This window comes from Streptomyces sp. NBC_00370 (genome assembly GCF_036084755.1).
Classification (GTDB): Bacteria; Actinomycetota; Actinomycetes; order Streptomycetales; family Streptomycetaceae; genus Streptomyces.
This window is the reverse complement of record NZ_CP107968.1, coordinates 7,378,366-7,400,110: the sequence shown is the minus strand read 5'-3', so window position 1 is coordinate 7,400,110 and position 21,745 is coordinate 7,378,366. Positions and strand designations below refer to the sequence as shown.

The window sequence follows — 21,745 nt, the reverse complement described above, 5'->3', positions numbered from 1 at the left end:
TGCTATAAATGCGGTCATGACGGAAGACGTGCGCTCGACCGGCGCACCCACCCTGGAGGATGTGGCGCGGACGGCAGGTGTCTCCCGCGCCACGGTCTCGCGTGTCATCAACGGTGTCCGGAATGTCGACCCGACGATAGCGGACGCGGTGCGCAAGGCCGTGGCCAGCACCGGGTACACACCCAACCGGGCGGCCCGCTCCCTGGTGACCCGGCGGGCCGACACGATCGCGCTGGTCGTCTCTGGTGCGGGGGCCGATCCCGATCCGGACGACCCCACGGGTGGCAGCAGCATCTACCGGGACAGCGAGGGGAGCGACGCGGATCTGGGCGCGCCGGACGGCGGCAGCGACTCGTTCACCGCCGAGGTCTTCTCCGACCCGTTCTTCGGCCGGGTGGTGACCGGCGTCGTCAACTACCTGCGGCCGCGCGGGATGTTCCCCGTGCTGATGTTCGCCGAGACGGCGCGCGCCCGGGAGGAGATCGTCTCGTACATGCGCCAGGGCAGCGCCGACGGCGCTCTCGTCGTGTCGACGCACGCCGAGGACCCGCTGCCCGCCATGATCACCGAGGCGGGGCTGCCCGCCGTGCTGTACGCGCGTCCCGCCAGGCCGGTGCGGATCAGTTACGTCGACCTCGCGCACCAGGACGGTTCGCGGATCGCCGCCGAGCACCTGGTCAAGCGCGGCTGCCGCAGGATCGCCACCATCACGGGCCCGCTCGACGTGCCCGCGGGTCAGGACAGGCTCGCCGGGTTCCGCTCCACGATGACGCGCCAGGGCCATCCGTACATCCCGATCGCCGAGGGCCGGTTCACCCAGGAGAGCGGCGAGGCCGCCATGGAGCGGCTGCTGGCCGAACACCCCGACCTGGACGGCGTGTTCGCCGCCAACGATCTGATGGCCGTGGGCGCCTGCCATGTGCTGCGCGAGCACGGCAAGCGGGTGCCGGAGGATGTCGCGGTGATCGGCTTCGACGACAGCAGCGCCGCTGCCGCCTGCCGGCCGCCGCTGACGACGGTGCGCCAGCCCGTGGAGGACATGGCGGCGGAGATGGGACGGCTGCTGCTCGACCGGCTTGCCCGCCCCGACCGACCTGTCACGTCGGTGATATTCGAACCCACCCTGGTGGTACGGCAGTCGGCCTGAGCACTGCCGGGCAGACGTGGGCCGGTCAGCCGGGGATCGGTTCGCCCGACGCCTCCCCCGCGGGCGCGGGAGCGCGCCGCCAGCGCCTCGGTACGCCCACGGCGCCGCTCTGCGGGACGCTCTCGTCCGGCGTACGGGGGCGGCTGCCGCCACGCGCCAGGAACGCGGCCAGCGGCAGCGTCGCGGCGCCCACCGTCACCGCGTCGGGGCCGAGTTCGCCGATGTCGATGGTGGTGCGCCCGGCCGCGTGGCTGAGCGCGTACTGGGCGGCGTGCCGGCGGATGGCGGGCAGGATGTGCGGGCCGACGAGCAGCCCGGCCCAGCCGCCGAGCAGGATCCGGTCGGGCAGGAAGAGGTTGATCAGGTCGGCCAGCGCCGCCCCCAGGCACTCGGCGGTGTCGTCGAGGAGGGAGACGGCGAGCGGATCGGGCACCGCCCCTTCGGTGTCGGGGAACGCGGCGTCCAGCAGGGCCGCCAGGGCGCTCTCGTCGTCGGTGTCGTCGGGGAGCGGACCTCCCAGCTCGTGCCAGCGCTCGCGCATCGCCTCGGCGCCCGCGTACGCCTCCAGACAGCCGATGGAGCCGCAGCGGCAGCGGCGGCCCCTCATGTGCACGGTGGTGTGGCCCCATTCGAGGGCCGTGCCACGTCTGCTCTCCTCGACCAGCGCGCCGCCGTGTATGACGCTCGCGCCGACGCCCGAGCCGATCAGCGCGATGGCGGCGATGCCGGCGCCCCTGCCGCCGCCGAACCACATCTCGGCCTGGCCGAGCGTCTTGGCGCCGTTGTCGATGAACAGCGGTACCTCGGGCGGGACTTCGACGGCCTCTCGGAGCAGTTTCTCGAACGGTACGGCGCTCCAGCCGATGGTCTGGCCGTGCACGACGGCGCCCTCGGGGCCGCCGCGCTCGATGATGCCGGGGACCCCGATGCCGATGCCGAGGAGCTGGTGCGGATCGGCGCCGGCGTCCCTGATGACATCGGCGACGCCGGTGCGCACATGCGCGACGATGCGGTCGACGTCGTAGCCGTGCTGGGCCAACAGCCGGTCGGTCCTGGCGAGTTCGGTGAGCGACAGGTCGAACAGCTCGACCCGCACCCGGGTCTCGCCGATGTCGATGCCGATGAGCAGTCCTCCCGCGGGGGCGACACGCAGGAGGGTACGGGGGCGGCCGCCGTCGGAATCGACCACTCCGGCCTCCTCCAGGAGGCCCTCCGCGGCGAGTTCGGCGACGACGTTGCTGATGGATCCTGAACTCAAGCCGGTCGCGGATCCGAGCTCCTGGCGGCTCAGCGGGCCATCGAAATACAACCGTTGCACAACCCGGGCGCGGTTGCCGCGTCGCAGGTCACGCACTGTTCTTCTGTTGCGTTCCGCCATGTTGCTCCTTCCCTGGACGCAACATACCCCCGTCACAGCCCTTGACGCGACCTTCTCTCACCTCTTAAATCACGGCATAAATTAAGTCATGGAGACCGTTCGACTCTCGAACGATGCCACCCCCGGAAAGGGGCCACCTCACATGCGCAAGATCAGAGCCGCAGCAGCCGTCACCGTCGTCACCGCCCTCGCGGCAGCAGCCACGGGCTGCGGCGGAGGCTCGTCGGACAGCGGCGACAACTCCGCTCCCAAGACGCTCACCTACTGGGCGTCCAACCAGGGCCCCAACATCGACGCCGACAAGAAGATCCTGACCCCCGAGCTGGCGAAGTTCCAGAAGCAGACGGGTATCAAGGTCAAGCTCGAAGTCGTCCCGTGGTCCGACCTGCTCAACCGCATCCTCGCGGCCACCACGTCGGGTGACGGCCCCGACGTGCTCAACATCGGCAACACCTGGTCGGCCTCTCTCCAGGCGAGCGGCGCCCTGCTGCCGTGGAACGCGAAGAACTTCGACGCGATCGGCGGCAAGGACCGCTTCGTCACGTCGGCGGTCGGCTCGTCCGGCGCCGAGGGCAAGGACCCGTCGGCCGTGCCGCTGTACTCGCTGGCGTACGCGCTGTACTACAACAAGCAGATGTTCGCCGACGCGGGCATCACCAAGCCGCCGACGACCTGGGACGAACTGGTCGCCGACGGAAAGAAGATCCACGCCAAGGACGCCAACAAGTGGGGCCTCGGCGCTGAGGGTGGCAACCTCTCCAACAACATCCACCAGGCGTTCGCCCTCGGGCAGCAGCACGGTGCCGACTTCTTCGACAAGTCCGGCCAGCCGACGTTCACCTCCGACGGCGCGGTGGCCGCCGTGAAGCAGTACGTCGACTTCATGGCCAAGGACAAGATCATCGCTCCGGGCAACGCGGAGTACGCGCAGAACCAGTCGCTCACGGACTTCGCCAAGGGCAAGACCGCGATGGTGCTGTGGCAGGCCGCCGCCACGAGCTTCGCCTCCCAGGGCATGAAGCCCACCGACTGGGGCGCGGCCCCGGTGCCCGTCCAGTCCGGTACTCCCGGCACGGGCACGAGCGTCAACTCCATGGTCGCCGGTATCAACATCGCGGTGTTCAACAACACCAAGAACGTCGACGGCGCCAAGAAGTTCGTGAAGTTCATGACGAGCGACGCCGAGCAGGTGTACCTCAACAAGAGCTACGGCTCGATCCCGCCCGTGAAGGCCGCCCAGGCCGACCCGGCGTTCTCGGCGCCCGACCTCCAGGTCCTGCGTGACACGCTCGCCAAGAGCGCGGCCCCGCTCCCCCAGGTCGCTGCCGAGTCCCAGTTCGAGACCACCGTCGGCACGGCCATCAAGGGCCTGTGGGCGGACGCCGCGGGCGGAAAGCCGGTGACCACCGAGTCCGTCAAGGCAGCCCTGACCAAGGCCCAGCAGCAGATGACGCAGTGAGGCTCTCTCCATGACCGCCACCGTGACACCCCCCAGTGCGCAGGCGGGCAGCAAGGAGACTTCGGGCAGTGGGGGTGCGCGCAGACGACTGCCGCGCATCCCCGACCGGATCCGCCGCGGCGGTCTGCCCTATCTGCTCCTGCTGCCGGCGATCCTGCTCGAACTGCTCATCCATCTGATCCCGATGGCCGTCGGGATCGTGGTCAGCTTCCGCAAGCTGACCCTCTTCTTCATCCGTAACTGGGGCCAGGCTCCCTGGTCCGGTTTCGACAACTACAAGGTCGCCGTCGACTTCGACGCGCCGATCGGCCAGGCGCTGCTCCACTCGTTCTGGGTGACCTGCGCCTTCACGATCCTGTCCGTAGGACTGTGCTGGCTGTTCGGCACGGTCGCGGCGATCATGCTCCAGGAGACCTTCCGGGGCCGCGGACTGCTGCGGGCGATCTTCCTGATCCCCTACGCACTGCCCGCGTACGCCGCGATCATCACCTGGGCCTTCATGTTCCAGCACGACAACGGCCTGGTGAACCACGTCCTGCACGACCAGCTCGGGCTCACCGACAAGCCGTCGTTCTGGCTGATCGGCAACAACAGCTTCATCGCGCTGGTCGTCGTGTCGGTCTGGAAGGGCTGGCCCTTCGCCTTCCTGATCATCATGGCGGGGCTGCAGAACATCCCGCGCGACCTGTACGAGGCGGCGTCCATCGACGGCGCCGGCATGTGGCAGCAGATCCGCAAGATCACCCTGCCGTCGCTGCGTCCGGTCAACCAGGTGCTGGTGCTGGTGCTGTTCCTGTGGACGTTCAACGACTTCAACACGCCGTTCGTGCTGTTCGGGAAATCGGCGCCGGAAGCGGCGGACCTGATCTCGATCCACATCTACCAGTCGTCGTTCGTGACCTGGAACTTCGGCTCGGGCTCCGCCATGTCGGTGCTGCTCCTGCTGTTCCTGCTGGTCGTCACCGCGATCTATCTGCTGCTCACGTCACGAGGGAGGAAGAGCGCCGATGTCTAGTCACACCAAGTCTCCGATGGCTTCGCCGCAGTCCTTCCTCTGGACGCGCCGTATCGTCCTGACCCTGCTGGCCGCCTTCGTGCTGCTGCCCGTCTTCGTGATGGTCAGCAGCTCGCTCAAGCCGCTCCAGGACGTCAACGGCAAGTTCCAGTGGATCCCGAGCGGGCTCACCATTCGGCCGTACTTCGACATCTGGAAGACCGTCCCGCTCGCCAAGTACTTCGCCAACTCGCTGATCGTGGCGGGTACGGCGACGGTGGCCTCCGTGATCATCGCGGTGTTCGCCGCGTACGCCGTGAGCCGCTACCGGTTCGCCGGCAAGCGGGTCTTCACCGTCACGGTGCTGTCGACCCAGATGTTCCCCGGCATCCTCTTCCTGCTGCCGCTGTACCTGATCTTCGTCAACATCGGCAACAGCACCGGCATCACGCTGAACGGCTCGCGCGGCGGTCTGATCCTCACGTATCTGACCTTCTCGTTGCCGTTCTCCATCTGGATGCTGATCGGGTACTTCGACTCCATCCCGAAGGACCTGGACGAGGCGGCGCTGGTGGACGGCAACGGCCCGCTCGGCGCGCTCTTCCGCGTCGTCGTGCCCGCCGCCATCCCCGGCATCGTGGCCGTCGCCGTGTACGCGTTCATGACGGCCTGGGGCGAAGTCCTCTTCGCCTCCGTCATGACCAACGACAACACCAGAACGCTCGCCATCGGGCTGCAGGGGTACTCCACGCAGAACGATGTGTACTGGAACCAGATCATGGCCGCCTCGCTCGTCGTCAGCGTGCCGGTCGTCATCGGGTTCCTTCTCCTCCAGCGCTATCTCGTCGCCGGCCTGACCGCGGGTGCAGTGAAGTGACCGATTCAGAAAGGAAGTCAGTGAACGAGCTCAGCGCCCTTCCGGCCGACTTCACGTGGGGCGTCGCCACCGCCGCGTACCAGATCGAGGGAGCGGTGGCCGAGGACGGCCGTGCCCCCTCCATCTGGGACACGTTCTCCCACACGCCGGGCACCATCGACGGCGGGGACACCGGCGATGTGGCCTGCGACCACTACCACCGCGTCCCCGAGGACATCGGGCTGATGAAGCAGCTCGGTGTCGACGCGTACCGCTTCTCGCTCGCCTGGCCGCGGATCGTGCCGGACGGCAACGGCGCGGTGAACAAGGCCGGTCTGGACTTCTACGACCGGCTGGTCGACGGTCTGCTGGAAGCGGGCATCAGCCCGTTCGCGACGCTCTACCACTGGGACCTGCCGCAGGCGTCCCAGGACAGGGGCGGCTGGCCGGCCCGTGAGACCGCCGAGCACTTCGCGCGGTACGCGGGCATCGTCGCCGAGCGCCTCGGCGACCGGGTGAAGGACTGGGCGACCCTCAACGAGCCGCTGTGCTCGTCGTGGATCGGCCACCTCGAAGGCACCATGGCCCCCGGTGTACGGGACCTGACGGCCGCGGTGCACACCTCGTACCACCTGCACCTCGGGCACGGACTCGCGGTGCAGGCGATACGCGCCGTCTCGTCCGACGCGCGGATCGGCATCGTCAACAACCTCAGCCCGATCGAGCCGGCCACCGACAGCGAGGCGGACCGCGCTGCGGCCGTCCGCGCCGACGGCCACACCAACCGCTGGTGGCTGGACCCGATCCACGGCCGCGGCTACCCGCAGGACATGGTCGACCTGTACGGCGTCGACCTGCCGGTACGCGACGGCGACCTGGAAACCATCGCGGCTCCGCTGGACTGGCTGGGAGTGAACTACTACTTCCGCCAGATCGTCCGCGACGACCCGACCGGCATCGCCCCGTTCGCCAAGCAGGTCGAGGTACCGGGCGCGCGGCTGACCGCCATGCCGTGGGAGGTGCACGCCGACGGTCTTGAGCAGCTGCTGCTGCGGGTGACCGAGGAGTACGGCGCGCAGCGCATCTTCGTCACCGAGAACGGCTCCGCCTACCCGGACGTCGTCCAGGCCGACGGCACGGTCGACGACCCGGAGCGCGTGCGCTACCTGGAGGAGCACCTGGCGGCCTGTGCGCGGGCCGTCGAGAAGGGCGCCCCGCTCGCCGGGTACTTCGCCTGGTCGCTGCTGGACAACTTCGAGTGGGCGTACGGCTACGACAAGCGCTTCGGCCTTGTCCACGTCGACTACGACACCCAGGTCCGCACGGTCAAGAGCAGCGGCTACCGCTACGCGGACATCGTGCGGCAGACGTCGGGCCGGGGCAGCCGGGCGGCGTAGTGCCGTCCTGGCAGTAGTCCGCGACGCGACAGTCAGGACCGGAGCCACCGCCCTTTCGGGGAGGGCGGTGGCTCCTGTGTGTCCGGGGGCGGCCCGGGTGCGTCAGACGCGGGCGGCCAGGGTGATCTCCGTGCCCGACGCCGAGACGACGGACGCGGCGGCCTCGGCGGCGAACTCCAGCATCGGGCGGGCCGCTTCGCCCGTCGGTACCGCGCCGCCGGCGGCGAGCCGGCTCAGCAGCGCCGCCATGAAGGCGTCGCCGGCGCCGATCGTGTTCACCACGTCGACGGGGACGGCGGGCACCGAGACCGGCTCCCCCGAGCCGGTGTACGCGGTGCTGCCGTCGGCGCCACGGGTGAGGACGACCAGCCGTCCCTCCGCCGCGAGTTCGCGGCAGGTCTCGTCGGGGTCGGCCGCAGGCCAGAGCGCCGCGACGTCCTCGTCGCTCGCCTTCACGACCTGGGCCAGCGCGCACAGTTCGCGCAGCATGCCCAGGCTGCTCGCCCGGTCGAGGCCGCGGTCCTCCCGTACGTTGGGGTCGACCACCAGGACCGAGTGCTCGGCCGCCGCGGCTGCCGTGGCGGCCACCGCTGTCGCGGCGGGTTCGACGACGGCGGCGAGGCCGCCCACGTACACCGCGCCGAACAGGCCGACGTCGGTGGCGTGCGCGGGGATCCGGAACGTGGCGGTGTCCCGCAGATGGAAGTGGTATCCGGTGCCGTCGGGGCCCGGGTCGGCGACAGCGAGCGCCGTCGGCAGCGGGGAGCGCGCGCACAGGTCGAGCCGTACGCCCGCGGAGACGAGCCGCTGTTCGAGCGTACGGGCGAAGGCGTCGGCCCCCAGCGCACCGGCGAACCAGCTGGGCGTGCCCAGCCGGGCCAGACCGTCGGCGACGTTGGCCGGGGCGCCGCCCGGCTGGGCCCGGTAGGTGCCCGGTTCACCCGGCGCCGGCACCAGGTCGATCAGGGCCTCCCCGAGGACCAGGACGGCCCCGGGACCCGGTGCGGGCCCCGCGTCCTGGGTCATGGCTCCACCACGATCTTCCGGCCCTGGCCCGCCTTGAACTTATCGAGTGCCTGCGGGTACTGCTCCAGCGGCAGCCGGTCGCTGATGAAGACGGCCGGGTCGAGCACACCGGAGGCGAACAGCGCCGCCGCCCGCTCGTAGCTGTGCAGCACCGCCATCGAGCCGGTGATGGTGATCTCGTGGTTGTAGATCTTGTACGGCTCGATGAGCGCGGTCGTCGCGTAGTCGGAGACCCCGAACTGCAGGAACGTTCCGCCCTTGGCGACCCTGCCGAGTCCGTCCTGGATGGCGCCGGCGTTGCCGGTCGCGTCGATGACGAAGTCCCAGCCGCGCACCGTCTCCAGCTCGTCCGCCGAGGCGGCCGACCGGGAGACACCGAGCTTGGTCGCCGTGGTCAGCCGCTCCGGGTTGACGTCGAGGATGTCGACGCTGGCGGCGCCGGTGCGCTTGGCCAGCTCCAGCATCATCAGCCCCATCGTGCCCGAGCCGTAGATCAGCACCTCGGCGCCGAGCGTGCTGCTCAGCACGTCGTAGCCGCGCACGGCGCACGACAGCGGTTCGATGAGCGCCGCGTCCTTCACATTGATGTGGTCGGGCAGTTTGACGCAGTTCGCCACGGGCGCGAGCGCGTACTCCGCGGCCCCGCCGGGTTTACTGACGCCGATCGCGTTCCAGCGTTCGCAGAGATTGCCCCGGCCGATCCGGCAGTAGTGGCACTCGTGGCAGTACAGCGAAGGGTCGACGGCGACGAGGTCGCCGATGGCCAGTTCCGTGACGTCGGAGCCGAGTTCCACGATCTCCCCGGCGAACTCGTGCCCCGGGACGATCGGCAGGGTCGGCGCGAACTCGCCCTGCAGGATGTGCAGATCGGTGCCGCACAGGCCGCATGCCGCGACCTTGACGACGACGTCCCTGGGTCCCGGGGTCGGATCGGGAACCGTCGTCACGGATACCTTGCCGACGGACTCGACGATCGCAGCCCTCATTTGACAGCTCCAAGAGAAAGGCCCTGGACGAGTTTGTCCTGGGCGGCGAAGCCGGCGGCGAGCACCGGCAGGGACACGACCACCGAAGCGGCACACAGCTGGGCGAGGAACAGCCCCTGGCTGGTGACGAATCCGGTCAGGAAGACGGGCGCGGTCTCCGCCTTCACACTGGTCAGCACCCGGGCGAACAGCAGCTCGTTCCAGCTGAAGATGAAACAGATCAGCGAGGTGGCCGCGATACCCGGCGCGGCGACCGGCGCCACCACCCGGGTCAGGATGGTGACCAGCCGGGCCCCGTCGACCTGTGCGGCCTCGATGATGGAGACCGGCACGTCCGCGAGGAAGGACTGCATCATCCAGACCGCGATCGGCAGATTCATCGACGTGTAGAGGATGACGAGCAGCCAGATGTTGTCGAGCATCCCCGCGTTCTTCGCGAAGAGGTACACGGGCAGCAGCCCGGCGACCATCGGCAGCATCTTGGTGGAGAGGAAGAAGAACATGACGTCCGTCCACTTCTCCACCCGCTTGATGGAGAGCGCGTACGCCGCCGGCAGCGCGAGTACGAGCACGAACAGCGTCGAGAACAGCGACGCCATCAGCGAGTTGATCAGCGGCGGCCAGGGGCTGGGGCCCCCGCCGGAGCCGAAGAAGATCCGGTAGCTGTCGAGGGTGAGCGGGGCTCCGATCGACGGCGGGTTGGTGGCGGCGTCGGGTTCCGAGTGGAACGACGTCACCAGCATCCAGATGGCCGGCAGACAGAAGACGACGCCGACGACCCACGCCAGCAGGCCGAGCGAGGCGGAGCGCCGCCTGGCCTTGCGTTCGACGGGGGCCTTGGTGCGCCGGCGCTCCGGGGCGGCCGGCTGGACGTCCGTTGCGGTCAGGGTACTCATGCGCGGTTCGCCTCCTCACTGAAGAGGGACGAGACCACGCGCAGGGCGAAGGTCGCGACGATGATGGTGCCGATCACCACGACGACTCCTGCGGCGGACGCCAGTCCGTATTCGTGAGCCTGGTAGAAGGTCTGGTAGATCGTGTAGGGGAGGTTGGCGGTACCGAGCCCGCCCGCCGTGATGGTGAACACCGCGTCGAAGTTCTGCACGATGTTGATCGAGCCGAGCAGGATGCCCAGTTCGAGGTAGCGGCGCAGGTGCGGCAGGGTCAGGAAGCGGAACATCTGCCAGTTGCTGGCGCCGTCGAGCCGCGCCGCCTCCATGATGTCGAGCGGCCGGCTCTGCAGCCCGGCGAGCAGGATGAGCATCATGAACGGCGTCCACTGCCAGACGAGCGCGACCTCGACCGCCGTCAGCGGCATCTCCGAGATCCAGTCGGGCTGACCGGGGCTGTCGACGCCGAACAGGCCGGTGAACCAGGCCCAGCCGCCGTTGAGCAGACCGTACTCGGGGTTGTAGAGCACGTGCTTCCACAGCAGCGCCGCCGAGACGGGCACCAGCAGGAACGGGGTGATCAGCAGGGTGCGGACGAAGCCGCGCCCCATGAACTTCCGGTCGAGCAGCAGCGCGAGGAGCAGCCCGAGGATGACGCTGGCCAGCACGACGGTGACGGTCAGCTCGATCGTGGTGAACACCGAGTCCCGCAGGTCGGCGTCGGAGAACACCGAGCCGTAGTTGGAGAACCCGGTGAAGCTCCGCGAGTCGGGGGCGAGCGAGTTCCAGTCGAAGAGGGAGATCAGCAGCGTTGCCACGAAGGGCAGTTGGGTGACCGCGATGAGGAAGATCAGCGCGGGCAGCAGCGGGGCGCGGGTCGCCCAGGCTCGCGCCCGGGTACCCGGCCCCCGGCCGGCCGTGCGGGGCGCAGGGGAGTGCGCCTGGCCGGCCGGGGACAGCGACGGTGTTCCGACAGAGGTACTCACTGCTGCTCCTTGCCGACCTTCTCGGCGAGCGACTGCGAGTTGTCCAGTGCCTGGTCGACCGATTGCTTACCGGCGATGGCGGAGCTGATCTCCTGCGAGACCTTGGTGCCCAGGTCGATGAATTCCGGGATGTCGACGAACTGGATGCCGACGGTGGGCCGGGGCTGGGTACCGGGGTTGTTCGGGTCGACGCCGGCGATGGACTTCTGGGTGATGTCGGCGAACGCTCCCGCGTCCTTCAGGTAGTCCTTGTTGGCGTACGTCGAAGCGCGCTTGCCGGCGGGCACGTTGGGCCAGCCGATCTTCTGGCCGACGAGCTGCTCGTACTTCTTGCTGGACGCCCAGGAGATGAACTTCCAGGCGTTGTCCGGGTTCTTGGAGGCCTTCTGCACACCCCAGGCCCAGGTGTAGAGCCAGCCGGAGCTCTTGGTCTTGTCCACCGGCGCGGGCACATAGCCGATCTTGCCCTTGACCGGGGAGTTGGCCGCTTCGAGCGAACCGGCGCCGGACGTCGCGTCGTACCACATCGCCGACTTGCCCTGCGTCATGTTGTTGAGGCACTCGGCGAAGCCGGACTGCGGTGCGCCCGCCTCACCGTGCTTGCGGACCAGGTCCACGTAGAACTGGGTGGCCTTCTTGAACTCCGGGGAGTTCACCTTGGCGTTCCAGTCCTTGTCGAACCAGGTGCCGCCCATGGTGTTGACGACGGTCGTCAGCGGGGCGATCACCTCGCCCCAGCCGGGCAGACCACGCAGACAGATGCCCTTGAGGCCGGGCTTGGCGCCGTCGGCCTTGGCCGCGAGATCGGCCACCTGGTCCCAGGTGGGGTTGGGCGGCATCGTGAGCTTCTTCTGGTCGAAGATGTCCTTGCGGTACATGAGCATCGACGACTCGCCGTAGAAGGGCTCGGCGTAGAGCTTGCCGTCCTTCGCGGTGAGCGACTCCTGGAGGGGCTTGAGTATGTCGCCCTGGTCGAACGCCTTGTCCTTGGCGACGTAGCCGTCCAGCGGCTGCAGCCAGCCGTTCTTCGCGTAGAACGGCACCTCGAAGTTGCTGATGGTGGCGACGTCGTACTGGCCGGCCTGGTTGGAGAAGTCCTGGGTGAACTTGTCCCGCGCGTCGTTCTCCGGCAGCACGGTGAAGTTGACCTTGATACCGGTCTCCTTCGTGAAGTTGCTCGCCGTCAGCTTCTGCAACTCCACCATCTGCGGGTTGTTGACCATGAGGACATTGATCGTGTCGCCGCCGCCGGACGAGCTGCCGCCGCCGCCCGCGCCGCTGCACCCCGCGAGGAGCGCGGCCAGGGCGGCGCCTGCGCCCACCCGCACATAGAGTCCACGTCGTCGTTCCTGGAGGGGCATGGAATTCTCCTGATCATTCGATGGGGCAGGAATAAGGGCGTACTGGGCCGACCCCCCGGCCGCACGCGGCCGGGGAACGGGAGTCACATCGGACGGGGCGCCGCGGTTCAGACTCGGATGACCTGCGGGCCGAGCAGCGAGTAGCGCTGCGCCTCGGCCGACGGCAGCCCCGCGTCGGTCACGATCGTCTCGAAGTCACCGACCTCGGCGAAGCGGCAGAAGCTCACCGCGCCGAACTTGGTGTGGATACCGGCGAAGACGCGGCGGCGCGCGCTGCGCATCACCTGTGCCTTCACCTCGCTGACGGCCGGGTCCGGTGTGGTCAGGCCGTATTCACGGGAAATTCCGTTGGCACCGACGAAGGCGAGGTCGATGACGAATTCGGAGAGCATACGGGTCGCCCAATGATCGACGGTGGCCATGGTGGAACCGCGTACCCGGCCACCGAGGAGCAACACGGCGATCTTCTCGGCGTCGGCCAGCGTCGTCGCCACGGCGAGGGAGGCGGTGACGACCGTCAACTGCCGGTCCTTCGGGAGCGCTTCGGCCACGAGCTGGGGGGTGAACCCCTCGTCCACGAAGACCGTCTCCGCGTCGCCGATCAGATCGGCCGCGGCGGCCGCGATGCGGGACTTCTGCGGTACGAGCCGGGTGGTGCGCACCGCGAGCGTGGTCTCGAAGCCGGCGCTCTCCACCGGGTAGGCGCCGCCGTGCGTACGCCGTACGAGACCGTGCTCCTCCAGCACATGGAGATCGCGCCGGACCGTCTCCTTGGCCACCTGAAGCTTCGCGGCCAGTGCGGTGACTTCCACTGACCCGTCGCGTCTGGCGATCTCAAGAATTTCTCGTCGGCGTTCGTCGGTGTCCACGACACACTTCCCTGGCTCTGGCTCCGCTGTCCTTCAGCACCCGTTCGGGCTCATGCGTCGTTTGTACAAGCAATAACCCCACTGCGACCAGGTTCTTCGCCGGACCTACTGTGCCCGTTCATGCCCGTTCCGCAGGATGGACCCGTGCTGGTCACACCGCTGACAGGGGGGTGTGTAGCGCAGATCACTGCCCGCTTGGCGCCCGATGCCTGCCCGATCGGAGCCCGAAGCGGAATCTGTCGCTCGACCGGCAAATCGGTTGCGGGCCCGTCCGGGCGTCTGTTGTACTCCCGGCAACAGCCGTCGACCCAGGAGTTGATCATGCGCGGAACGTCATCGCCCATCCAGAAGGTTCTTTTCGCCTATCTAGAGGACATGACGTTCGTTGAGTACGTTGAATCTGGGTATTCTGGCGCATGTCGACGCCGGTAAGACGAGTCTGACCGAGCGGCTGCTGCACGCGGCCGGGGTCATCGACGAGGTCGGCAGCGTCGACGGAGGCAGTACGCAGACCGATTCGCTGGCGCTGGAGCGGCAGCGGGGCATCACGATCAAGTCGGCGGTGGTCTCGTTCGTCGTGGACGGGGTCACGGTCAACCTGATCGACACCCCCGGGCATCCGGACTTCATCGCCGAGGTGGAGCGGGTGCTGAGCGTCCTGGACGGCGCGGTACTGGTCGTCTCTGCGGTGGAGGGTGTGCAGGCGCAGACCCGGGTGCTGATGCGTGCCCTGAAGCGCCTGCGGATCCCGACCCTGGTCTTCGTCAACAAGATCGACCGGGCCGGCGCGGACGGGGCGCGGGTACTGCGCCAGATCGCCGGGAAACTGACCCCCGCCGTACTGGCGACGGGCTCGGTGCACGGCGCGGGCACCCGCGCCGCCGGGGTACGCCCCTACGGCGCCGCTGACGCGGGGTTCACGGCGCGGCTGGCTGAGGTGCTGGCCGAGCGGGACGACGCGCTGCTGGCGGCCTATGTGACCGACGAACGGGCGCTGTCGTACGGGCGGCTGCGCGAGGCGCTGGCCGTGCAGAGCGGGCGCGGTGAGGTGCACCCGGTGTTCTTCGGCTCCGCCATCACCGGCGCGGGCCTGCCCGCCCTGATGGCCGGCCTCACCCGCCTCCTCCCCAGCACCCCGGCGGACCCCCAGGGGCCGCTGTCCGGGACGGTGTTCAAGGTCGAGCGCGGCCCGGCCGGGGAGAAGATCGCCTACGTACGGATGTTCTCCGGCACCCTGCGCACCCGCGACCGGATCCCGCTCGGCGGCGGCACCGAGGGCAAGGTGACCGCCCTGACCGTCTTCGACCAGGGCACCGACCGGCGCACCGACACCCTCACCGCGGGCCGCATCGGCCGCGTCCGGGGCCTGACCACCGTCCGCATCGACGACGCCGTAGGACAGCCACCCGCCGGCCCCCGCACCGCCCACTTCGCCCCGCCCACCCTGGAAACCGTCATCAGCGCCCGCCGTCCGGCCGACAAGGGGACCCTGCATGGCGCACTGACCCAACTGGCCGAACAGGACCCGCTGATCAACCTCCGCCAGGACGACCTCCGCCAGGAGACCGCTGTCTCCCTCTACGGCGAGGTCCAGAAGGAAGTCATCGAGGCCACCCTGGCGAACGACTTCGGCGTGGAGGTGGCCTTCCGTGAGACGACGACCATCTGCGTCGAACGGCCCGACACCAGCGGGTCGGCGGTCGAGTTCAACGGGAAGGATCCCAATCCCTTCCTCGCCACGGTCGGGCTGCGTATCGACCCGGCCCCGGCGGGCAGCGGCGTCGAGTTCCGGCTGGAGGTCGAACTCGGCTCCATGCCGTACGCGTTCATCAAGGCGGTGGAGGAGACCGTACGGGAGACGCTGCGCCAGGGCCCGCACGGCTGGGAGGTCCCCGACTGCACGGTGACCATGACCCACTCCGGGTACTCGGCGCGGCAGAGCCACGCCCACGCGGTCTTCGACAAGAGCATGTCGAGCACGTCAGGGGACTTCCGCAATCTGACCCCGCTGGTGCTGATGGACGCGCTGAAACAGGCGGGCACGACGGTGCACGAGCCGATGCACCACTTCCAACTCGACGTGCCCGCCGACACCTTCGGGGTGGTCCTGCCGCTCCTGGCGCGGCTGCGGGCGGCGCCGGGCTCCCCCGTACCGCACGGCTCCTCGTATCTGCTGGAGGGCGAGATCCCGGCCGCGCACGTGCACGAGCTGGAACAGCGGCTGCCCGGGCTGACCAGTGGCGAAGGCGTACTGGAATCGGCGTTCGGCAGCTATCGGCCGGTCGCCGGCACCGTGCCCGAGCGGGCCAGGACCGACCACGACCCGCTGCACCGCAAGGAGTATCTGCTCAGCGTGGTGCGCCGGGCGGGCGCGAGCCGGCAGAGCGGCTGACCCTCGCCGCGCGCCGCCCCCCGACGGCACGGGACGAGTCCACGGCGGGCCACGGATGGCCGTGACCCGCCGTGGGCGCCGCGCCGCGCCGACAGCGGGGAGGGGACGGCGCGGAACGGGTCCTGGAAGTTCAGAAAGTGTCCGGGAGAGCGCTCTCCGAGATCGGGTCAGTCTTGCGCCGATGCTGAGAGGGTGTCAATAGTTCGTGAACGATCCCCGCGGCGGGCCCGGTTGCCGTGCGCCGCTCGCGCCCGGCCCGGGAAACCGGCACGATGCGACAGGCCCGGAATGCGGAACCTCCCGGGCGGCTTGACCATTGACGTACAGCCATGGCACGACCGACAGACACCAGGAGCACAGGCATGAGTGGTACTGCCCAGATCGGCGTCACCGGGCTCGCGGTGATGGGCCGCAACCTCGCCAGGAACTTCGCCCGTAACGGCCTCACCGTCGCCCTGCACAACCGTACGGCGGCGAAGACCCGCGCGCTGGTCGAGGAGTTCGGCGACGAGGGCACCTTCGTCCCCGCCGAATCGGCGGCGGACTTCGTCGCCGCGCTCGAACGCCCCCGGCGTCTCGTGATCATGGTGAAGGCCGGCGAGCCGACGGACGCCGTGATCCAGGAGTTCGCCCCGCTGCTGGAGGAGGGCGACGTCATCATCGACGGCGGCAACGCCCACTTCGCCGACACCAGGCGCCGCGAGAAGGAGCTGCGGGAGCAGGGCATCCACTTCGTCGGCGTCGGCATCTCCGGCGGCGAGGAGGGCGCGCTGCACGGCCCGAGCATCATGCCCGGCGGTTCCGCCGAGTCGTACAAGTCGCTCGGCCCGCTGCTGGAGAAGATCGCGGCCAAGGCGCCCGACGGCGCGCGTACGGTCGCGCACATCGGCCCGGACGGCGCGGGGCACTTCGTGAAGATGGTGCACAACGGCATCGAGTACGCCGACATGCAGCTCATCGCCGAGGCGTACCACCTGCTGCGCGCGGTCGCCGGCTACTCCCCCGCGAAGATCGCCGAGACGTTCAGGACCTGGAACACCGGCCGGCTCGACTCGTACCTGATCGAGATCACCGCCGAGGTGCTGGCGCACACGGACGCGGAGACGGGCAAGCCGTTCGTCGACATCGTCACCGACCAGGCGGAGCAGAAGGGCACGGGCCGCTGGACCGTGCAGATCGCGCTCGACCTCGGGGTGCCGGTGTCCGGTATCGCCGAGGCCGTCTTCGCCCGTTCCCTGTCGGGCCACGCGGCGCTGCGCGATGCGTCGCGCTCGCTGCCGGGCCCGAAGGCCACGCCGCTGAGCGAGGAGGACGCGGCGCGCTTCGCCGACCAGGTCGAGCAGGCGCTCTACGCGTCCAAGATCGTGTCGTACACGCAGGGCTTCCACCAGATCCGGGCGGGCAGCGACGAGTACGACTGGGACATCGACCTCGGTTCGGTCGCGGCCATCTGGCGGGCGGGCTGCATCATCAGGGCGGCGTTCCTCGACCGGATCCGCGAGGCGTTCGACACGCAGCGCGACCTGCCGAGCCTGCTGTCGGACAAGCAGTTCGCCGAGGAGATCGGCGCGGCGCAGGACGACTGGCGCGCGGTCATCACGGCCGCGGTGCACCAGGGCGTCCCGACGCCGGGCTTCGCCGCCGCGCTGTCGTACTACGACGCGCTGCGCGCCGAGCGGCTGCCCGCCGCGCTGACCCAGGGTCAGCGTGACTTCTTCGGCGCACACACGTACACGCGCACCGACCGGAAGGGCTCGTTCCACACGCTGTGGGGCAGCGACCGTTCCGAGGTCTCGACGGACTGACCGCCCTGGTCAGGCGGACCGGGCCGATCGGCCCGGTCCGCCCGCAGGCGTCAGCCGAGCGGTCCGGGCGCGGGTTCCGGCTCCGGTACGGGGTCGGGACCCGGCGGGCTCGGCACGGGGCTCGGCGGCGGCGCCGGTACCGGCGTGGGCCCTGGGCCCGGCAGCGGCCCCGGCTCGGGTCCGGGCGGACCCGGGGTCGGCGTGGGCGACGGCGGTACGGGATCCGGGTACGGGCTGGTCATGCCTGACCTCCAAGAAGTGCGGAGACGTGCGTTCCCAATGTCTCCCGGTGCACGTGCCCGCGCGCGCCGGAAGCAGTCATGATCCGCGGCGCGGAACACGAAAGCGCCCGGCGCCCGGCCGCGGCATCCGGCCCTCACCAGAGCTGGGGGTTGGCCTTCAGCTGCGCCTTGGCCTCGGCCACGACGGCGGGGTCGGCGGCGGGTGCCTCGTCGGGATGGCGCTCGGCCCATTTGGCGGCGTACGGGCACAGCGGCACGACGGGGACGCCCTCGCGTGCCGCCATCGCGTAGAACTCCCTGACCAGCGCGCCCGCGATGCCCTTGCCCTCGTGCCCCTCGTCGACCACGGTGTGGACGGCGACCAGGGCGCGCGGTGTGCCGTCCAGGGTGAAGTAGGCGATGACACCGGCGGCCTTGCCGTCCTCGTACGCCTCCAGGCGGCCCTGCTGCCGGTTGTCGCGAATGTCGAGGTCTGTCATGACGGGTCAGGCTCCTTGGATCGGGCGGATGCCCGCCAGGGTACTTCCGGCCGCCGACGCGCCGGGGCCGGTCCGTTCGAGCCTCGTCCCCCGTCTACTCGGGGCCGATGTCGCCGCCCGCCGCGTCCTCGCCGGGCTCCGCCTCGGCCCGCTCGGCCGCCTGCGCCGCGAGGCGCTTGCGGATGACCGTCGTGGCGGCGGCGGCTCCGACGGCGAACGCGACGGGGACCATCCAGGGCCGGTCGAACCGGTGCCCCGTGGCGTGGTCGAGCGAGTAGCGGCCGGCTCCCACGAGCCCCAGACAGGCCGCGGTCCAGCCGAGGAAGCCGGGGTGCTCCAGGCCGCCGTCCTGGTTGAAGAAGCCGTTCGGGGCGTGCACGGAGACGGCAGCGGCCATGCCGCCGGCCGCGGCGGCACCGGCCGCCGGGGTGGCCAGGCCCAGGGCCAGCAGCACCCCGCCGCCCGTCTCGCCGAGCCCCGCCGCGACGGCGCTCTCCTTGCCCGGTTTGAAGCCCAGGGACTCCATGCCCTGCGCGGTGCCCTCGATGCCGGGGCCGCCGAACCAGCCGAACAGTTTCTGGGTGCCGTGCGCCGCGAGCACGGCGCCCGCTCCGATCCGCAGGGCGAGCAGTCCGACGTCTCGTCGGTTCACACAGGTCATCTCAGGACTCCGGGGGTGCGGGGTGGTCGGGCATGTTTCCTTCCACCGTGCGGTGCGCGGTGTCACCGGGGAGAGCGTTGTTGGTCCGTACGGGTCCGGTACGGCGTTGTGTGCCTGCGTCCGTACCGGGCACCCGAGCGGCGTGACCAAAAAACAGAAACTCACCCTCGCCTACCGGCCGGCCGGTTTCGTGCTCGGCTGGGTCGGCGGCGCGCTGGCGCGACCGCTGTTCCGCTCCGCCTGGAAGGCGCTGCGCCACGAGGACGACGCGCCCGACGCCCTCGACCGCGACCGTGGCTGGGGCGAGGTGCTGCTCGCCGCCGCCGTGGAGGGCATGATCTTCGCCGTCGTACGGACGGCCGTCGACCGCTCAGGGGCCAAGGCCATCGAGCGTGCGACGGGCACCTGGCCGAGCAACAATGAAGGACGCAAGGAGTAGTCGGCGCGGTGCCGGTGGCCGCGATACCGGTGGCCGCGATGCCGGTCGGCACGGTGCGGAACGGCGCGGGACGGCTCCGGCAAGGGAGGCATGCCATGGCACGGGCCAAGGACCGGGAAGCCGTGCGGGATCTGCTGAAGACCCACGGCCGTACCTACGCCGATGAGGCGGACATCCGCCTCAAGGACACCCCCCAGCCGCTGTACCGGCTGCTGGTGCTCGCGAATCTGCTGAGCGCCCGCATCCGCAGCGACATCGCGCTCGCCACCGCACGCGCGCTGGCCGAAGCGGGGCTGCGCGGCCCACGGCAGATGGCGAAGGCGACCTGGCAGCAGCGGGTGGACGCATTGGGCCGTGGCGGCTACCGGCGCTACGACGAACGCACCTCGACCCAGCTCGGCGAGGGCGCCGAACGGCTGATCGAGGATTACGGCGGCGATCTGCGCCGGCTGCGTAAGGCCGCGGACGGAGACATCGACGAGCTGCGCGGCGGGCTGCTGCGGACGCCCGGGCTCGGTCCTGTCGGCGCCGACATCTTTCTGCGCGAGGTGCAGGGGGTGTGGCCCGAGGTCGCCCCGTACCTGGACTCCAAGGCCCAGGAAGGCGCGCGGCGCGCCGGTCTCCCGGAGGACCCGAAGGCGCTGGCGCGGCTGGCCGACGACACGGGCGCCGATCCGGCGACGTTCGCCGCGGCGCTGGTACGGGCCGGGCTCGAACCGTCGAAGGGGTGACGGTCAGGGTGACGGTCGAGGAGTAAGGGCAGCGAAGACAGCTGATGGCCCCGCACCCACGGCTCTGTGGGTGCGGGGCCATCAGCTGTCCTGGGGGTTACGGGCCCACGGGCCCGCGACCGTCAGTTCTGGGGCGGGCGGCCGCCGGAGTCTCCGGAGCCGAGCTGGTCGTCGATCTTCTGCTGGGCGGAGTCGACCTGGCCGCTGTACTTGTTGCCGGTCTTCTTGTCGACCGCGTCGCCGGCCTTATCCACGCCCTTGCGGGCCGTGTCCTCATGCCCCTTGACGAGGCCCTTCAGCTTGTCGAGCATCGACATGGCTAGCTCCTCACTCGGAACGTACTTCCCACCACGATCCACGCTGCCGGGCGATCCCGCATCCGCAGCGAACGGGCGCGGCCACCGGCACCGGCCGGGGGCCGGGGGCCGGCGTGAGCGGGTCAGCGTGAGTAGGCGACGCCGTGCCGGGTGCAGGGGTCGGTCACCCGGCTGCCGGCCACTTCGACGGGCAGCGCGGCGACGGCCTGCAGCGCGGCGCTGACGAGCGTCGTGAGCAGATCGATGTCGGCGCCCGTGTCGAGCCGTACGGTGACCCAGCCCGAGCCGCTCCTCATCCGCAGCGCGCTGGAATTCTTCAGCGCGGGGCGCAGCTTGGCGATCATAGGATTGGTGAGATGCACATCGGCTTCGTTCTCGCCGTGGAAGTGCACGATCTCCTGGGTGCCCGTGCGTACGCACGGGTCCGTGCCGCAGTAAGCCCGGCCGACGCTGAGACCCGGCCAGGTCATCAGTCGTTCGCCGGCGTGTCTGGCAGCGTTCATACCCATCAGCGTGCCGTACCGACGCCCGTTGGCACAGGGAAAGCGGATAACAGATCGGACGGCCCGTCCGACGGCATTTGTTCGCCACGCGTTCAGTCCGCCGTTCGGCGACGCGTTCACCCCTTCGTGATCTGCTCGGAAGGGCGAAGGCAGACATTCCCTGGACGAGAGAGGCCGCCCATGGCTGCGAACTCGGTCGACGAGCTGATGGATCTCCTGCACGCGTGTCAGGGCGCCTGGGACACACCGGACCGCAGCGGGGATCCGGTGGATCTGCACGATCACGCCCTCCAGACGGCGGCGCTGCTGCGCCGCCTGCGCCCGGCCGACAAGGAGCTCCAGGTGGCCGGGCTCGTCCATGACCTGGGGCATCTGCTGCTGCCCGGTGACGACGCGGGGCACGCGGACCGGGCGGCCGACGCCGTGCGGCCGCTGCTCGGCGAGCGGGTGGCCCGGCTCGTACAGCTGCATGTGCCGGCCAAGCGTTATCTGGCGGCGGTGGAGCCGGGCCGGCCGCTGTCGGCGCAGAGCGCCCAGACCCTGGCGGTGCAGGGCGGCCCGATGAGCCACGACGAGGCGGCCCGCTTCGCACTCGACCCGCTGGCCGAGGACGCCGTACGGCTGCGCCAGGCCGACGACGAGGGCAAGACGGTGGGGCTCGACGCGGGGGTGCTGGAGGACTGGCGGCCGGTGCTCGAGTCGGTGGCGGCGGCGCACGGCCGGCAGCTCCAGTACGGGACGGGCCCGCGCTGAGAGCGCCGGACCGGTAGCTTTCGGCGGCCTGTCGGCGCGACAGACCGCCGGGCAGACCGCCGAACGGCCCAAGC

The 21,745-nt window shown here is 70.0% G+C and carries 21 protein-coding genes; 10 read left to right on the top strand and 11 right to left on the bottom strand.

The features are described from left to right. Nucleotides 1-16 precede the first annotated feature (16 nt). Nucleotides 17-1,147: a LacI family DNA-binding transcriptional regulator gene (locus OHS57_RS32785; protein ID WP_041993584.1), complete on the top strand. Its 1,131-nt coding sequence runs from the start codon at nt 17-19 to the stop codon at nt 1,145-1,147. A 25-nt stretch (nt 1,148-1,172) separates the two neighbouring features. On the opposite strand, the gene OHS57_RS32780 is transcribed toward OHS57_RS32785, so the two are convergent. Next, nucleotides 1,173-2,525, bottom strand: coding sequence for an ROK family transcriptional regulator (locus tag OHS57_RS32780; protein ID WP_328584251.1), 1,353 nt, complete (start codon nt 2,523-2,525; stop codon nt 1,173-1,175). Between the two features lie 142 nt (nt 2,526-2,667). Between OHS57_RS32780 and OHS57_RS32775 the strand changes: the two genes are divergently transcribed. Genes OHS57_RS32775 through OHS57_RS32760 form a run of 4 tightly spaced genes read left to right on the top strand, consistent with a single transcriptional unit; the run spans nt 2,668 to nt 7,231 of the window. Then, nucleotides 2,668-3,984, top strand: a complete 1,317-nt coding sequence (locus OHS57_RS32775) for an ABC transporter substrate-binding protein (protein WP_041993579.1) — start codon at nt 2,668-2,670, stop codon at nt 3,982-3,984. Between the two features lie 10 nt (nt 3,985-3,994). Next, nucleotides 3,995-4,999, top strand: coding sequence for a carbohydrate ABC transporter permease (locus OHS57_RS32770; protein ID WP_041993576.1), 1,005 nt, complete (start codon nt 3,995-3,997; stop codon nt 4,997-4,999). Beyond that, on the top strand, nt 4,992-5,855 hold the full coding sequence (locus OHS57_RS32765; RefSeq protein ID WP_078863806.1) for a carbohydrate ABC transporter permease: 864 nt from the start codon (nt 4,992-4,994) through the stop codon (nt 5,853-5,855). Before OHS57_RS32770 ends, OHS57_RS32765 begins: the two co-directional genes overlap by 8 nt. Nucleotides 5,856-5,875: 20 nt before the next feature. Further along, nucleotides 5,876-7,231, top strand: coding sequence for a GH1 family beta-glucosidase (locus OHS57_RS32760; RefSeq protein WP_041993572.1), 1,356 nt, complete (start codon nt 5,876-5,878; stop codon nt 7,229-7,231). Between the two features lie 102 nt (nt 7,232-7,333). Here OHS57_RS32760 and OHS57_RS32755 read toward each other — a convergent pair whose 3' ends face one another. The 6 genes from OHS57_RS32755 to OHS57_RS32730 all read right to left on the bottom strand — a co-directional run bounded on the left by OHS57_RS32755 (nt 7,334) and on the right by OHS57_RS32730 (nt 13,349). Further along, nucleotides 7,334-8,257 (bottom strand): PfkB family carbohydrate kinase, encoded by a 924-nt coding sequence (locus tag OHS57_RS32755; RefSeq protein WP_328584250.1) that lies wholly within the window; start codon nt 8,255-8,257, stop codon nt 7,334-7,336. Continuing rightward, the gene (locus tag OHS57_RS32750) at nt 8,254-9,243 is read right to left on the bottom strand and encodes a zinc-dependent alcohol dehydrogenase family protein (RefSeq protein WP_041993564.1); all 990 of its coding nucleotides are present in this window, start codon (nt 9,241-9,243) and stop codon (nt 8,254-8,256) included. Before OHS57_RS32750 ends, OHS57_RS32755 begins: the two co-directional genes overlap by 4 nt. After that, entirely contained in the window at nt 9,240-10,139 is a 900-nt protein-coding gene (locus OHS57_RS32745; RefSeq protein WP_041993562.1) for a carbohydrate ABC transporter permease, read from the bottom strand. The genes OHS57_RS32750 and OHS57_RS32745 overlap by 4 nt, the downstream gene beginning before the upstream one ends. After that, a complete protein-coding gene (locus OHS57_RS32740; RefSeq protein WP_443043111.1) occupies nt 10,136-11,092 on the bottom strand; it encodes a carbohydrate ABC transporter permease in 957 nt (318 codons plus the stop codon). Before OHS57_RS32740 ends, OHS57_RS32745 begins: the two co-directional genes overlap by 4 nt. Before the next feature lie 23 nt (nt 11,093-11,115). Beyond that, entirely contained in the window at nt 11,116-12,480 is a 1,365-nt protein-coding gene (locus tag OHS57_RS32735; RefSeq protein WP_041993557.1) for an ABC transporter substrate-binding protein, read from the bottom strand. A 107-nt stretch (nt 12,481-12,587) separates the two neighbouring features. After that, on the bottom strand, nt 12,588-13,349 hold the full coding sequence (locus OHS57_RS32730; protein ID WP_041993555.1) for a DeoR/GlpR family DNA-binding transcription regulator: 762 nt from the start codon (nt 13,347-13,349) through the stop codon (nt 12,588-12,590). A gap of 385 nt (nt 13,350-13,734) precedes the next feature. Here OHS57_RS32730 and OHS57_RS32725 point away from each other — a divergent pair, with 385 nt between their 5' ends. After that, nucleotides 13,735-15,741 (top strand): translation factor GTPase family protein, encoded by a 2,007-nt coding sequence (locus OHS57_RS32725; protein WP_328584249.1) that lies wholly within the window; start codon nt 13,735-13,737, stop codon nt 15,739-15,741. Between the two features lie 362 nt (nt 15,742-16,103). Next, nucleotides 16,104-17,546 carry an NADP-dependent phosphogluconate dehydrogenase gene (gene gndA, locus OHS57_RS32720; protein ID WP_328584248.1) on the top strand — a complete coding sequence of 481 codons (1,443 nt, stop codon included), beginning with the start codon at nt 16,104-16,106 and terminating at the stop codon, nt 17,544-17,546. A gap of 376 nt (nt 17,547-17,922) precedes the next feature. On the opposite strand, the gene OHS57_RS32715 is transcribed toward gndA, so the two are convergent. Both OHS57_RS32715 and OHS57_RS32710 read right to left on the bottom strand, forming a co-directional pair. Further along, nucleotides 17,923-18,267 (bottom strand): GNAT family N-acetyltransferase, encoded by a 345-nt coding sequence (locus OHS57_RS32715; RefSeq protein WP_041993546.1) that lies wholly within the window; start codon nt 18,265-18,267, stop codon nt 17,923-17,925. Nucleotides 18,268-18,361: 94 nt separating this feature from the next. Further along, nucleotides 18,362-18,928, bottom strand: coding sequence for a DoxX family protein (locus tag OHS57_RS32710; RefSeq protein ID WP_328584247.1), 567 nt, complete (start codon nt 18,926-18,928; stop codon nt 18,362-18,364). 142 nt (nt 18,929-19,070) lie between these two features. Between OHS57_RS32710 and OHS57_RS32705 the strand changes: the two genes are divergently transcribed. Next, complete coding sequence (locus OHS57_RS32705; protein ID WP_041993533.1) at nt 19,071-19,367, top strand: DUF4235 domain-containing protein; 297 nt, start codon at nt 19,071-19,073, stop codon at nt 19,365-19,367. 95 nt (nt 19,368-19,462) lie between these two features. Further along, nucleotides 19,463-20,098: an endonuclease gene (locus tag OHS57_RS32700; RefSeq protein WP_328584246.1), complete on the top strand. Its 636-nt coding sequence runs from the start codon at nt 19,463-19,465 to the stop codon at nt 20,096-20,098. Between the two features lie 122 nt (nt 20,099-20,220). Here OHS57_RS32700 and OHS57_RS32695 read toward each other — a convergent pair whose 3' ends face one another. Together OHS57_RS32695 and OHS57_RS32690 are read right to left on the bottom strand one after the other, a co-directional pair. Then, on the bottom strand, nt 20,221-20,415 hold the full coding sequence (locus OHS57_RS32695; protein WP_041993530.1) for an antitoxin: 195 nt from the start codon (nt 20,413-20,415) through the stop codon (nt 20,221-20,223). A gap of 122 nt (nt 20,416-20,537) precedes the next feature. Then, nucleotides 20,538-20,918: a luciferase domain-containing protein gene (locus OHS57_RS32690; protein ID WP_328584245.1), complete on the bottom strand. Its 381-nt coding sequence runs from the start codon at nt 20,916-20,918 to the stop codon at nt 20,538-20,540. A 180-nt stretch (nt 20,919-21,098) separates the two neighbouring features. Between OHS57_RS32690 and OHS57_RS32685 the strand changes: the two genes are divergently transcribed. Then, nucleotides 21,099-21,671 (top strand): HD domain-containing protein, encoded by a 573-nt coding sequence (locus OHS57_RS32685; protein ID WP_041993524.1) that lies wholly within the window; start codon nt 21,099-21,101, stop codon nt 21,669-21,671. Nucleotides 21,672-21,745: the final 74 nt, after the last annotated feature.